This window comes from Natrialba sp. INN-245, assembly GCF_009807105.1.
Classification (GTDB): domain Archaea; phylum Halobacteriota; class Halobacteria; order Halobacteriales; family Natrialbaceae; genus Natrarchaeobius; species Natrarchaeobius swarupiae.
The window spans coordinates 1-11,354 of record NZ_WUBV01000060.1 but is presented as its reverse complement, the minus strand read 5'-3'; the positions used below and the strand labels follow the sequence as shown (position 1 = coordinate 11,354).

The 11,354-nt window shown below is 63.8% G+C and carries 16 protein-coding genes; 4 read left to right on the top strand and 12 right to left on the bottom strand.

All coding sequences use genetic code 11. The features are described from left to right. From GRS80_RS15955 to GRS80_RS20980, 5 genes are all read right to left on the bottom strand, one after another. Window positions 1-341 (bottom strand): hypothetical protein (locus tag GRS80_RS15955; RefSeq protein WP_200840407.1); only part of this gene is annotated, 341 nt, incomplete at its 3' end. After that, on the bottom strand, window positions 338-550 hold the full coding sequence (locus GRS80_RS15950; RefSeq protein WP_160048428.1) for a hypothetical protein: 213 nt from the start codon (window positions 548-550) through the stop codon (window positions 338-340). The genes GRS80_RS15955 and GRS80_RS15950, both read right to left, overlap by 4 nt. After that, window positions 543-923 (bottom strand): hypothetical protein, encoded by a 381-nt coding sequence (locus tag GRS80_RS15945; protein ID WP_160048427.1) that lies wholly within the window; start codon window positions 921-923, stop codon window positions 543-545. Before GRS80_RS15945 ends, GRS80_RS15950 begins: the two co-directional genes overlap by 8 nt. Next, entirely contained in the window at window positions 920-1,057 is a 138-nt protein-coding gene (locus GRS80_RS15940; RefSeq protein ID WP_160048426.1) for a hypothetical protein, read from the bottom strand. Before GRS80_RS15940 ends, GRS80_RS15945 begins: the two co-directional genes overlap by 4 nt. 278 nt (window positions 1,058-1,335) lie before the next feature. Then, window positions 1,336-1,467: a hypothetical protein gene (locus GRS80_RS20980; protein WP_255455299.1), complete on the bottom strand. Its 132-nt coding sequence runs from the start codon at window positions 1,465-1,467 to the stop codon at window positions 1,336-1,338. A gap of 65 nt (window positions 1,468-1,532) precedes the next feature. On the opposite strand from GRS80_RS20980, the gene GRS80_RS15935 reads away from it, so the two are divergent. Then, entirely contained in the window at window positions 1,533-2,117 is a 585-nt protein-coding gene (locus GRS80_RS15935) for a hypothetical protein (protein ID WP_160048425.1), read from the top strand. 91 nt (window positions 2,118-2,208) lie between these two features. Here the strand turns inward: GRS80_RS15935 and GRS80_RS15930 are convergent, their stop codons facing one another. Genes GRS80_RS15930 through GRS80_RS20490 form a run of 3 tightly spaced genes read right to left on the bottom strand, consistent with a single transcriptional unit; the run spans window position 2,209 to window position 3,512 of the window. Next, window positions 2,209-2,622, bottom strand: coding sequence for a hypothetical protein (locus GRS80_RS15930; protein ID WP_160048424.1), 414 nt, complete (start codon window positions 2,620-2,622; stop codon window positions 2,209-2,211). Beyond that, complete coding sequence (locus tag GRS80_RS15925) at window positions 2,619-2,882, bottom strand: hypothetical protein (protein ID WP_160048423.1); 264 nt, start codon at window positions 2,880-2,882, stop codon at window positions 2,619-2,621. The genes GRS80_RS15930 and GRS80_RS15925 overlap by 4 nt, the downstream gene beginning before the upstream one ends. A 6-nt stretch (window positions 2,883-2,888) precedes the next feature. Next, the gene (locus tag GRS80_RS20490) at window positions 2,889-3,512 is read right to left on the bottom strand and encodes a hypothetical protein (RefSeq protein WP_200840406.1); all 624 of its coding nucleotides are present in this window, start codon (window positions 3,510-3,512) and stop codon (window positions 2,889-2,891) included. 203 nt (window positions 3,513-3,715) lie between these two features. On the opposite strand from GRS80_RS20490, the gene GRS80_RS15915 reads away from it, so the two are divergent. The 3 genes from GRS80_RS15915 to GRS80_RS15905 all read left to right on the top strand — a co-directional run bounded on the left by GRS80_RS15915 (window position 3,716) and on the right by GRS80_RS15905 (window position 5,194). Then, complete coding sequence (locus tag GRS80_RS15915; RefSeq protein ID WP_160048422.1) at window positions 3,716-3,883, top strand: hypothetical protein; 168 nt, start codon at window positions 3,716-3,718, stop codon at window positions 3,881-3,883. 26 nt (window positions 3,884-3,909) lie between these two features. Then, window positions 3,910-4,428: a hypothetical protein gene (locus GRS80_RS15910; RefSeq protein WP_160048421.1), complete on the top strand. Its 519-nt coding sequence runs from the start codon at window positions 3,910-3,912 to the stop codon at window positions 4,426-4,428. Between the two features lie 130 nt (window positions 4,429-4,558). Further along, window positions 4,559-5,194 carry a site-specific integrase gene (locus GRS80_RS15905; protein WP_160048420.1) on the top strand — a complete coding sequence of 212 codons (636 nt, stop codon included), beginning with the start codon at window positions 4,559-4,561 and terminating at the stop codon, window positions 5,192-5,194. 6 nt (window positions 5,195-5,200) lie between these two features. On the opposite strand, the gene GRS80_RS15900 is transcribed toward GRS80_RS15905, so the two are convergent. The 4 genes from GRS80_RS15900 to GRS80_RS15885 all read right to left on the bottom strand — a co-directional run. Then, window positions 5,201-6,187 carry a hypothetical protein gene (locus GRS80_RS15900; protein WP_160048419.1) on the bottom strand — a complete coding sequence of 329 codons (987 nt, stop codon included), beginning with the start codon at window positions 6,185-6,187 and terminating at the stop codon, window positions 5,201-5,203. Window positions 6,188-6,202: 15 nt separating this feature from the next. Next, window positions 6,203-7,018: a hypothetical protein gene (locus GRS80_RS15895; RefSeq protein ID WP_160048418.1), complete on the bottom strand. Its 816-nt coding sequence runs from the start codon at window positions 7,016-7,018 to the stop codon at window positions 6,203-6,205. 131 nt (window positions 7,019-7,149) lie between these two features. After that, window positions 7,150-7,605, bottom strand: a complete 456-nt coding sequence (locus GRS80_RS15890) for a hypothetical protein (protein ID WP_160048417.1) — start codon at window positions 7,603-7,605, stop codon at window positions 7,150-7,152. A gap of 94 nt (window positions 7,606-7,699) precedes the next feature. Continuing rightward, on the bottom strand, window positions 7,700-11,354 hold a 3,655-nt coding region (locus GRS80_RS15885; protein WP_200840405.1), incomplete at its 5' end, for a hypothetical protein.

Sequence of the window (11,354 nt, the reverse complement as noted above, 5' to 3'; positions counted from 1 at the left end):
CCGGTGTCGTGGCTTTCGGACGTCGTCGAGGCCGTTTTGTCCGCCTCGAGGGTGGGGTTTTCGTCCCGAGAATCGCCCTCCGGGACGCCGTCGCCGTCCTCGAGGTCGTCACTCGAGCCCGCGAGCTCGTCGGCGAGGACGAGCCCACTCTCCAGGCCGTCGCCGGCGGGAACGACGTCGTCGGTGTCGCGAAGGGATTGGACCGTTTCGCGTTCGCTCCAGCCGTTCGCCTTCGCCTGTTCGACGAGCTCGTTACGCGGGACCGGCTCGCCGTCCTCGAGGCCGAGGTATCCCCGAGCGTCGGGGAGAATCTCGTCCCAGGAGATCGACGGCGCGCTCATGCGACACCCCCGTCGCGGGTTGTCGTGTCCGTGGTCGCGTCCGCCGTCGCCGGGTCGGCGAGGACGTCCTCACACACCTCGAGGAGCTCCTCGAGGCCGTCGTCGTTTCCGCGTTCCCGGCATACGTGGCCGGCGAGCCCCGCCGGCGTCAGCTCACCGGAGCGCGTTCGATTCACCCGCTCGGCAGTCTCGTGAATTGATTCACTCATCGGAAAACATCACCTCGAGCGCGTCCTCCGGCGAACCCTCGTCGACGTAGTCAAAGGCGCGTCGGGGGAGTTGGCCGTCCGGGTCGTCCCACTCGTCGAACGTCGCCCGCATTGCGTGGCGAAGGTACGCGGATAGCGTCGGCCCAAATTCGCGCCGACAGTGAGCGCATGAGTACACCGCGTACCCCTCGCCGGGTTCATACAGCGCGCCGGCGCGGTGAATCGCCGGACGAAAGGCGTCCATCTCCCGGTCGTGGCGGACGCAATACGCCTCGTCGGCGTCCTGTTCGGGGAGATACGAAAACACGCGAAGGTTCGACGGGTCGAACGTCGAGCCGTTCCACTCGCGAACCTCGCCGAAGGTCGCGCTCATGCGACCACCTCCTCGAGGTCGACCGGGACGTGCATAAGCGCGGCCGTCTCTCTCCAGCCCGCGCTCGGCGAGGCTTCGGGCGAAGGTCGTTCGGCGTCGATCCAGCTATCCGTCGTAGTGTGTGCGTCCGTCATTCGGGCTAAGAGTCGACACTAAGGCGTGTCGGGGTCCATTGACGGGCGCGTTAGTGGATGGAGTAACGCTAATAGGCTCGGCGACGAAAGGAACAATCACAGGAACCACCTGCCCGTGGTTGACCTGCTCGTCGTCCGGCGTCGCCCCATACTCGGGTCGCGGCGTCGGTCGTCGCGACTCGGGATAACGCCCGTAATTGTCCAAACGTCGTCGGCCCGGTCCTGGATAGATTCAGGCCGACGGCGTTTTTCACCAATTCTACCGTTCATGAGTGGCATCACTCACCCCTCCGGCTTAGAAGTTCCTCCAGCGCGGCGTCCATGCTCGAGAGTCCGCGCTCGTCGCGGTACTCCCGGAGCGCTTCGGCGCGCTCGGGATGAACTGAAACGGTGGTGATCGTAGTCGCCATTCCTTGACTCTCTCTTGTAGCTACACACCATTAATTCTTTTGTACCCCGGCTATACGGTGTTAGCGTGAGCAGTAACGGAACTCGGGATACTGACAGCCGAATCGTCGACCACAACCCGGAGCGTGAGCGTGGGATATTGACGGCCCACGACAGGGCCTTTCTCCTCGCGGGTGAGGACGAGGGCGTTCGCGAGGATATGAGCGATACAGCCGTCCGGCAAAAGCGTCACAAGATACGGAACCGTTTCCGTAACGCCCTCGTCGATATTCAGTACCTCCTCGAGCTCGAGGACGAGGACTTGAGCCGACTGTTCCCGTCCGACGAGTGGGACGTCGTCGACCGCCGGATCATTCACGGCGCCGTGCTCGCGTCCGTGTACCACATGATCCGCGCCGAGGCCGACCGCGAGGAGATTTTCAACACTCTCGAGGCGGTGGTCGCGAACGACGTCATTCGCGAATACGCCGAGAAACACGGCGTGTACGCGCCCGAGGGGGAGGTCGGCGTCGAGATCGGCGTCCCGCCCGTCGAGGAGTGTCCGACTCTCGAGGAGGTTCGGGACGTCCTCGAGGCGGGCGAGGAGATACCCGAAAGCGCCCACATGGCCCTCGACTACGGCGGCATCCACCCGAACCCCGAGCACCTGTAACCGGCGCGCCCGAGGTCTTAACCAACAGTCGGACGCCCTCGCCCGCCGGTGTTGGTTAACGCTCGGCGACGGCGTCGCGCCTCACGGTCGGTTAGTACCCCTCGAGCCACTCCGGCCCGCCGTAGGCGTCGACGTAACACCGGCGGTGTACGGGTTCGCCTCGCGGGTTCGGGACGGCTTTCTCGAGCGGGACGGATTCACCGCAAAGGTCGCACTCGGCGGTGTGTCCCGCCTGTCGGGCGTCCGGCGAGAGGTCTTTCGCTTCGATATACAGCTCATGCAGGGCGCGAGGAGTTAGGCGAACACACACCCGCTCGCGGTCCTCGTCGGTTCGCCCCTCGGCCGAGAAAGAGAGAATCCAGTCGTCGCCGGGTTCGGCGTCGGTCGCCGGCCCGAGCATTACCGTGCTCGCGAGGTCGTCGCTTACGTAGTACCAGGGGGCGTCGCGAAAACGGCCGTAGTGGCCCGCCGGTCGCGGGTTCTCCGGGTCGACGTCCTCGGTCATAGGTTGCTCCCTGGAACCACCGCCCCACAACAGTCGGTTAGGGCGTCGTGGTGTTCGGTGATACTCCGACACTCGGGGCACGTCACCAGCTCATACGCGAGCGCATGGTCGACGTCCACCCGGTCGCGGACCGCGTCGTACCGAGCTCGGTATATCTGCCCCTCGGCGAGGGCGTGAATTTCCGTTGTGTCGTCGAACACCTCGGGGTGGGTACGGCAATACTCTCGTATCTTTTCGCTCGCGGTCGATATGTCGGTCATGGCTGATTACGCCTCCCCGGTGTATCGCCAGGTGTGACTCCCTTCGCCCGCCGGTGGGGCGATTACGTCGACGTCCTCGGCGACGGCCCCGAGGTACTCTTTGCCGATTTTGTTCCACCACCCGCCGGAACTCCCGAACCCCGCCGGGTGCTCGGGATAGACGACGTCGACGAACCCGCTCTTTTGCGCCGTCCCCTGCTCGCGAAGGTGCTCGACACAGGCCCGGACGGCGTCGCGCCGGTCGGCCGTCGTATCCAGCCCGGCGAGGGCGTCCTCGAGGGCGGTGTCGCCCCTGTTACTCTCAGGCGCCTCGGCCGTGTCCTCGCGCCGGCGGTCGCGAACCTCGCGAGCTTTCTCGGCGTCCTCCTCACGGGCGCGCTCGTCGGGAGTTATCCGTTCGCCACCGACGAACCACCATACCGTGTTTCGCCCGCCTATCTGTTTACTCTCGAGCTCGCCGTCCTCCTCGAGCGTCTGGAGCCGGTTTAGCGTCCCTCGGCGTTTGATAGGGACGGCGTCGGCGACTTCCGCTGTCGAGAGGACGGGGTCGGACGTCGACCGAAACACGTCGAGGAGGTCCTCGTCGGTGACTCTCGGCTTACGACCGCCTTTGTTACTGGATTCAGGCATTAGTGCCTACTACGGCGTTAGTTCCCTAAAAGGTATGCCTTCTAAGGGGGAACTCCAGATACCGACCGACAGATACGCCTCTCCGGTGGTTTTATGGTTCATGCCGTCTAAGGTACTAACAAGAAAGGACGGTTCCCTCGGGACGTGTTGAAACGTCCGGGTGCTTGGAACACCCGAACTGGCCTTTCTTGGAGCAAAAGACCATGTCCGCCTACGACACCGCGACTCAAGAAGGAACCGACGCCGAACTAACCGACTTTGACGGTCGCCCCGACGACTGCGACTGTTGGGACGCCGACGCCGAGCTCCCGTGTTGGCCGTGCTACCGGGACGGGTTCGACGTCCCGAACCCTAACACCGGCGAGGAGTAAGCGAGCGGGAGTTATTCTATTGGGGGGTGGTTGGATATGAACATCCAAAAGCTATTTATGGAAACAAACGTGTAGTAGTAGCTGGAGGCGAGAGAAAGAAAATGCCCGAGATAAGGTTCGAGGTAAGCGAACAACAGCACAGTCAGTTAACTGAAATCAAAGAAAAACACGGGTTAGAGTGGAAGGGACTCATGCTGTTCGGTGCAGATGAACTCGGCGACGAGATTGAAGTTGATACTCCCGGTACCCCTCAATTCCCAGGGGTAACGTATAATAAAGAGAACGACCGGCGCGTCTTTCCAGACCCAGCGGACGACCGACTGGCCGCATTCAAAGCTGGGTGGACAAAAGCAGCGAACGGCGAAACATTCGGGCTGCAAACCTATGAGTCGCTGTCTTGGCATAATCTCGGCTGGCGTCTCGGGAGATTGTTCGATTATAATTCAGGTCACGACACTTCCGGGGAATTGAAACGAGAAATCTATATGTGGTGTGTCGACCAGCAACTCGAGGCGTCCGAAGAACATCCTGACACCGAGGAGTAACCGCTCCTCGGGCGTCTGACGTACAGTAATGTATCCACCCTTCGAGGTGTGTCACGGCGTCCGGCGAACGTCGTAGTTTACTACAAACCCCGACGTTCGCGACCGAACCACCGACTACCGTTTAAGAACTATGTCGACGACACATACCGACGTAACGAATCCCGACGTTCAACACACCGATAGCGACGGGCGCGCCCGTACCTGGTTGAAACCCGAGCAGGTCGAACAGCTCCGGGACGTCTGCCTATCCGGCGCCGTCCCGACGTACCTTCAAGATAGAAACGAGACGATAGTCGCGCTCCTCTATGACGCCGGCCTTCGCGCCGGCGAGGTGTGCGCCCTCGACGTCGACCACGTCGATCTCGAGGCCGGGACGGTGTACCTCCCGAGCCGGATTCAGAAAGGCTCGCCCCCACCGGCGACGCTCGAGCTCGCGAACGACACCGTCCGGCTACTCCGGCGATACCTTCGCGACCGCTGGAAAGACACCGACGCCCTCTTTCCCACCCGCTCGAGCGACCGCCTCACCACTCGGTCGCTCCAGCGCCTCGTCGAAAAGCTCGCGACCGAGGCCGATGTCCGCCCCCACGTCGCCGGCGGCGGTGTCGGTGAGGCCGAGGACGTCACTCCCCATACGTTGCGCCACTCGGTCGCCTATCGGATTATTCAGGTCGACGGCCGACGCCTCGAGGACGTGCAACTCCGGTTACGCCATGCGAACCGGCAGACTACCGACCAAATATACAGCCACCTCGTCCCGAGATAGGCGGCGTTAGAAACACTCGAGCTCCTCGGCGAGCTCGGCGACGTGTGCCTCGACCATGTCGTCGAGGTCGTACTCGACCATTGCCTCACCGCGCTCGGTTATGCCGGTGTCCTCGAGCTCCGGGAAACTCTCGGGTGGCCCTTGGGCGAGCACCTCACCGACTTTCTGTTGACTCTCCTCGTAGGCGTCGAGATAGAGCTCCATACGCTCGAGGACGTCCCGACACCGCTCCTCGGTGAGCCACCCGGGCGCGGTCCACTCGTCGAATAGGCGCTTTTCCGTTTGCGACGCCTGGAGTAACTCGTCGAAAGAGATACCGAGGTGCTCCTCGGCGAGGCGTCTCCAGGTGTGAAACGCCTCGTAGAACTCGGCGACGGTGTCCATCAGTTTCGTTTCCGCCTGTGCCGCCCCGCCCGGCCTGTCGTATTCCACACTCGTTTCGGTACGATACCCGACTAACCCGTCGGCCGCGAACTCGGCGAAGTACGGCCGCGAACGGTCCTCGGTATCAAACGCTAACTCGAGGTCGTTCCGTTCCCACAGCTCGCGGTACTTTCCGGCGAGCCGCGACTCGTCGACGTCGTACTGTGGCCCGTAGTCGTGAGGCCATGACTCCGGTGTGTCGGCGTTTCCGTACTCGTCGACGGTGAAATCCCCCTGTGAAAGTTGCTCGAGCGCCTCGTTCAGTAAGGCAATCGCCACATACTGATTCCGGGCGGTTTCGTGCATCAACATGGCCGTATAGAGCCGTTCGAGTTGTGCGTTCGCCGTCCTCGAGAGAGTGTACGCCTCTATCGCGCCGTGGGTAAACTCCAGGTCGCGGGTTTTGTATTCGTACCTCGGCGCTGAATCCCGGAGCATCTCTATGCGGTCGTCCTGACCCTCGGCGGCCGCTTTCAGGAACATTCTCACCCGCTCCTCGGGGTCGAGATCGCCGAGGACGTTATCCTGTACGTTCTTGACGTCGTGTCTAAGGTCGGTGATTCGTTTCATAGCTGAATCTCGAGATTATGGAAGGTCGACCGCGTCGGTGAGGCCGTCGGCGAAGTTCTGAGCGCGAGCGTCGAGATCGACGTCCACCTCCTCGGCGTCGTCGGTCCACTCCTCGAGGAGCGCCGGGTACGCCTGGAGGTAATCACGCTTGAGCGACAGGATGTTTTCGCCCAGTTGCTCGTCTATCTCGGCGACGCCGTGCGTCACCCCGACGCCGTCCTCCTCGGGCGCCGAAACGTCGAGGAGCTCGTCGAGGGTTATGTCGAGGTGCTCCTCGGCGAACAGTCGCCAGCCGTGGAACCGGGTGTGAAAGTCGACGAGCGCGCCCAACAGCCGAACCTCCGTTTCGTACACTTCCGACGGCATACGGTCGTCCTCGAGGTCGTCAAACGTCTCACCCGAGAGGTCCGTCGGATACGCGAGCGAACCAGCGGCCGCGAGCTCGGTGAACTGTTTGATTTCGCGGTCGTCCTCGTCGACGAGGAGCTCGGCCGGGACGTCCTCCCACAGCTCGCGGTACTTTGTCGCGAGGTACGCTTGGTCCGGCGCCCACTTCTTACCGTATGCGTACCCGGCGTCGGCGTGGTCCGGGGCGTCAAAGTTCCCGAACTCGTCGATTTCAAACGCCCCGCGAGAAAGGCGGCTTAGACCCTCGTTCAACAGCATAAGCGCCATGTACTTGTCGCGGGTGGCTTCGCACTCGGTTATCGCCTGATAGCGGTTCTGGAGCTCATACCTCGCCTGGAGCGAAACCGCGCCGAGCTTCTTTATCCCGTCGAGGTACTCGAGGTCGGTCGCCGTATACTCGTACCGAGGAGCCGTGTCGACCAACTGCTCGAGCCGCTCCTCGTCGCCTTCGGCGGCTTTCTTCGCGAATACTCGTATCCGCTCCTCGGTCGACAGATTACCGAGGACGGTGTCCGATACGCCTTTCAGGTCGCGCTGGAGATCGTCGATTGAAGTCATTTCTGTTGTTCTTGGTGTGCGTCTTTGAGAAACTCGAGCTGTTCCTGAATCTCCTCGAGGTCGGTTCGCGACGTCACCCACTCGTCGTAATCCTTCGCCGTCCTCGCGGCTTTCCGGTACTCCTCCTCCTCGAGGAGGCCCCGAATCGACCGCTGAAAGACGGCGTCGATACTAAGCTCATGTCGGGCGCCGAGGTTCTCCCCGACGTACTCGGCGATTCGGTCGAGGTCTTTCGAGATTTGCTGTTGGGTGACGCCGTAGCGCTCGGCCGCCTCGCCCTGGTGAATCATTGACGGGTGGCCGAGGTCGCGAACCTGTTGTAACAACTCGGCCCGGCGTTCGACGTGATCGTACTCCGTCGGGGGTTTCGCGGGGATACTGACGGCCGCGTAGTCCGGTTGACTACTACTCGTTACAACCGAGTCACGGCCGGTCTGTTGCGACGAGGTCATAGCTGATTAGTCACCTCCATGTACGGTTTCGCGGACGGTAGGCGTGCCGGCGTCGCGACTGTTGGAACCGCGTGCCTCGGCCGGTCGAATGAGTCTAATCGGCGTCATCGGGCGGTCCATCACCCCCGTTCACTGGAGCTCGCGGCGGTCGGCCCGGCCCGAGCGACTGCTCGGCGGGTGAACCACCGTCCTCGGCGGGGAGGTTCGTAAAGTCCCACGTATAGGTACTACTACGCGCCAGTTGACGAACCTCCTCGTCCTCGAGGTCCTCCAGGTCGACGGGCTCGAGATCGACGTCGCCGTGTTCGCCGAGCCGGTGAAGGCCGTCGTCGAGCCACACAACCCGCCGGCCGTCCTCGGCGTCCTGTTCGCGGGTGAGGACGCCCCGCTCGCGAAGGTCCTCGAGGTGCGAAAATACCTGTTGCCTCGAGAGGTCGACCGCCGGGTGTTCGACGACGTCGGCGGTCGTCGCTTTGTCGAGGTCCTCCAGCGCCTCGAGGACGGCGCGCATACCGTCGCTCCAGGTTTTCACGACTCTCCCCTCGCCGGCGAGCGGAACCCACTCCGGGAGCGTGTCGGTGTGAACATAGACGACGGCTCCGTTTCCGTCGCGACCGAACCGCATGGCCGCCTGGAGGGTGTCGTGCTCGCGCATATGCTGGAGGACGTCGTCACCGAACCCGGTGTAAGAGAGGCCGGCGCCTTTCTCCTCGCCCCGGTCGACCGCCTCGCCGGCGTAGGCGCCCCACTTCTTGATGAAATGGTCGCCGTAGTGGTTCGACCCTATCACGGCGCCGAGCCGGGTGTCGTCGAACTCGTTGCTCCCGAGGACGTTTCCGTAGTGTTTCGTGTCGCCGATATGCACCCCGTCGCCGGTGAGATCGCCGTCCCCGTCGCGCTCGAGGAGGCCGGCGTCCTCGTACTCGGTTTTGGCGGTCGACGTCGTAATCACGGCCGCCGGCTCGCCGTGTTCCTCGGCTATCGCCTCGAGGAGGGCGGCGTCCTGTTCGGTGTTGACGTGGTCGGCCGAGTTGTACGGCTTGACGTACTCGGTCGTCCGAACCAGATTCAGATTCAGGGCGTCGCGAACGTACTCGGCGCGCTCGTCGCCCTGGAGGACAGGGCGGTGATTCAGCCGCTCGCCGAGGACGAGCTCCCACATTCGTTTCGTCGGCGTCCCGTCGAGGGCGACGACACCGCTCGCGTACTCGAGCGCCGGCGCCTGGAGGACGGACACCTCGCCTCGAGCGCGGTCGAACACACCGAGGCCGACGTCGTCGAGATCGGCGCGCTCGTACCCGTTCCCGAGATCGGTGCCGGCGAGGAGCGTGTACACCGCGAGGGGCGCGGTAGCGTGTGCGCTCTCGTCGTCGAATACGTGGGTTTCGTCGGGTTCGATACCGTGCTCGTCGAACCACAATAGCGCCTCACCTCGGCGGGTTTCGTCGTCGCGGTTCTCGACGAGGTCGGTGTAGCTGTCGAACGGGATACCGTCGGTCGACTGGAGCCAATACGATACGGCGCCCTGGAGCGACGTCCTCGGCGTGTCGGCGAGGTTCGTTTCGTAGGCGTCGGGGAACTCGTCGAATACGACCGTCCGACCGGCGGTGACTTTCGTCTTGTGTGCGTGTGCGTAGTGGCCGATTAGGACGTCAATCTGTACGTCCTCGTCGGGGTCGGCGCTTCCGTCGGTGTCCGGGTCGAAGTCCCATTTCGAGGCGTAGGGACACCGCTGGCCTTCATGCTCTTGGCAGGGGAGCGGTCGACCGAGGACGTACTCGGCCGCCTTGTGAATCTCCTTTGGCGTCGCGCCTCGGTTGTACCACCCGCGAACGGTGTCGGCCCACTCCTCGCCGTGCTCGCCGTTCGCCGTATCGCAGTCGTGGGTGAAACTCGGGAGTTGCTTGTAGGTGAGGCCGTGCTCCTCACACCACTCTTTGAATTGGCCGTACTGTTCCTTGTGCCCCCGTCCGGTGAGGATCGTGATGGGCTCGCCGGTGTCGGCGGCGGCTTTCACGGCGCCGTAGGACTTGCCCATAGTCGGGAGCGCCTCGACGAGCACCCGGTCGCTCGAGGTGTAGGCGCCGGCGATAGCGTCGACCGTCCGCTCGCGAGCGTCGTCGATAGTGAGCGTCGCGTCGCCCTGTTCGGCGGCGTGTCGCCAATCCCACCCGCTCGAGGCCGTGGTGAGGTCGCGAACAGCGGTCGGGAGGACGGCCGTTTGTTCGGACGCCCCGCCCGTAATCTCGTCGCGCCCCGGTTCGACACCGTACTCCTCGCGAACCGTCTCGAGGGCGGCGTTATACGCGCCGGTCGGGAGTTTCCACCCGTCGGTGAGCTCCTCGGCGTCGGCGTGGCCGTGGTCGAGGGTGACGTACTGGAGCGCTCGGTGAGGTATCGGGTCGCCGGTCGAAATAGCGCCCTTCCGTTTGGCGTGTCGCCAGGCCGCGAACACTTCGCCGTCCTCGAGCCGACCGTTCGGCGAGGCCGGTCGTCGCTCGCCGGCGTCGACGAGGAGGTACGTGAGGGCGTTGTACGCGACTTTGTATTTGTGGTCGTATGCGACGCCGTGGTCCTCGAGGAGGATGAAGTAGTTCTCACTGTCGCCGTGGTGGCCGAGTGGGTTTTCGCCTCGGTAGTCCCACGACAGGCCGGTGACGTCCCGAATGTCGAGGTCGAATAGCGCCGAGTGGTCGCCGTCGGCCGCCTCGAGGTCGCGGGAGAGGTCGGACACCTCGGCGGCGTCGAGGGCGACGTCCTTCGCGGTCGTCGCGTCATACGCCGGGTGTTGGTCGACGGCCTTCGCGCTCGCGAGGAGCGGCGTGAGGTCGTCGCTCCAGCCCTGGAGGTAGTCGTCGAGGTCGACTTTCTCGAGGCCGGGGCGCGGGAGCTCGGCGACTCTCGCCTCGAGGCCGTGGTCGTCGAGGTAGGCGGCCGTCCGAACGGCGCCTTTGACGCCGTCGCCGAATTGCTGGAGGGTGAGCCGGTCGCGGTCGTCGACGTTACTCGTCGGCCGTTCGGCGTCCTGAATCAGGTACGCGCGGTCGACGTCCCGCTCGCCGAGCGCCTCGAGGAGGTCCTCGCGGTCGCTTTTCTTGAATTGGACCGTCACCGGCGAGATACAGGGATACCCCACCTCGTGTGCACTTATTGCGTCGGCGATACCCTCGGTTATGAGGACGGGTTCTCCCTCGCGGACGGTGTCGAGGCCGTAAATCGGTTCCTCGGCGGTGACGTCGTCGCGCGTCACCTGGAGCTTATCGTACTTGTTGCCTTTCCAGTCGGCCGAGTGAACCGGGTCGGTCGCCCTCGAGATCGCGAACACGGGACGGCCGTCCTCGTCGAAGTACGGGAGGACGTAGCGCCCTCTCCAGTTTGCGTATAGCGTCCCGTCGTCGCGTTCGGCGAACAGGCCGGTCGCGAGAATCTCCTCGCGACCGTACCCTCGGTCGAACAGGTGAGCTATCAACTCGTCTTTGTAGTTCGCCGGCGCGAACCCGAGGAGTTTCTCGTCGACGGTGTCGGCGTCCCACCCGCGCCCGTCCTCGGGGTCGCGGTAGTAGTCCCGAGGTGTGTCGTGGTCGCACTCGTCGGGGAGGTCGCGGTCTAACTGTTGGTGGAACCACTCCAGCGCGCCGGCGAGCGCCGAACGGCCGGTGTCGTGGCTTTCGGACGTCGTCGAGGCCGTTTTGTCCGCCTCGAGGGTGGGGTTTTCGTCCCGAGAATCGCCCTCCGGGACGCCGTCGCCG

Bases quoted from the DNA above. Each gene is read 5' to 3' on its own strand.
- GRS80_RS15950 (WP_160048428.1), bottom strand. From the start codon at position 550: ATGAGTGAATCAATTCACGAGACTGCCGAGCGGGTGAATCGAACGCGC.
- GRS80_RS15945 (WP_160048427.1), bottom strand. From the start codon at position 923: ATGAGCGCGACCTTCGGCGAGGTTCGCGAGTGGAACGGCTCGACGTTC.
- GRS80_RS15940 (WP_160048426.1), bottom strand. From the start codon at position 1,057: ATGACGGACGCACACACTACGACGGATAGCTGGATCGACGCCGAACGA.
- GRS80_RS20980 (WP_255455299.1), bottom strand. From the start codon at position 1,467: ATGGCGACTACGATCACCACCGTTTCAGTTCATCCCGAGCGCGCCGAA.
- GRS80_RS15930 (WP_160048424.1), bottom strand. From the start codon at position 2,622: ATGACCGAGGACGTCGACCCGGAGAACCCGCGACCGGCGGGCCACTAC.
- GRS80_RS15925 (WP_160048423.1), bottom strand. From the start codon at position 2,882: ATGACCGACATATCGACCGCGAGCGAAAAGATACGAGAGTATTGCCGT.
- GRS80_RS20490 (WP_200840406.1), bottom strand. From the start codon at position 3,512: ATGCCTGAATCCAGTAACAAAGGCGGTCGTAAGCCGAGAGTCACCGAC.
- GRS80_RS15915 (WP_160048422.1), top strand. From the start codon at position 3,716: ATGTCCGCCTACGACACCGCGACTCAAGAAGGAACCGACGCCGAACTA.
- GRS80_RS15905 (WP_160048420.1), top strand. From the start codon at position 4,559: ATGTCGACGACACATACCGACGTAACGAATCCCGACGTTCAACACACC.
- GRS80_RS15900 (WP_160048419.1), bottom strand. From the start codon at position 6,187: ATGAAACGAATCACCGACCTTAGACACGACGTCAAGAACGTACAGGAT.
- GRS80_RS15890 (WP_160048417.1), bottom strand. From the start codon at position 7,605: ATGACCTCGTCGCAACAGACCGGCCGTGACTCGGTTGTAACGAGTAGT.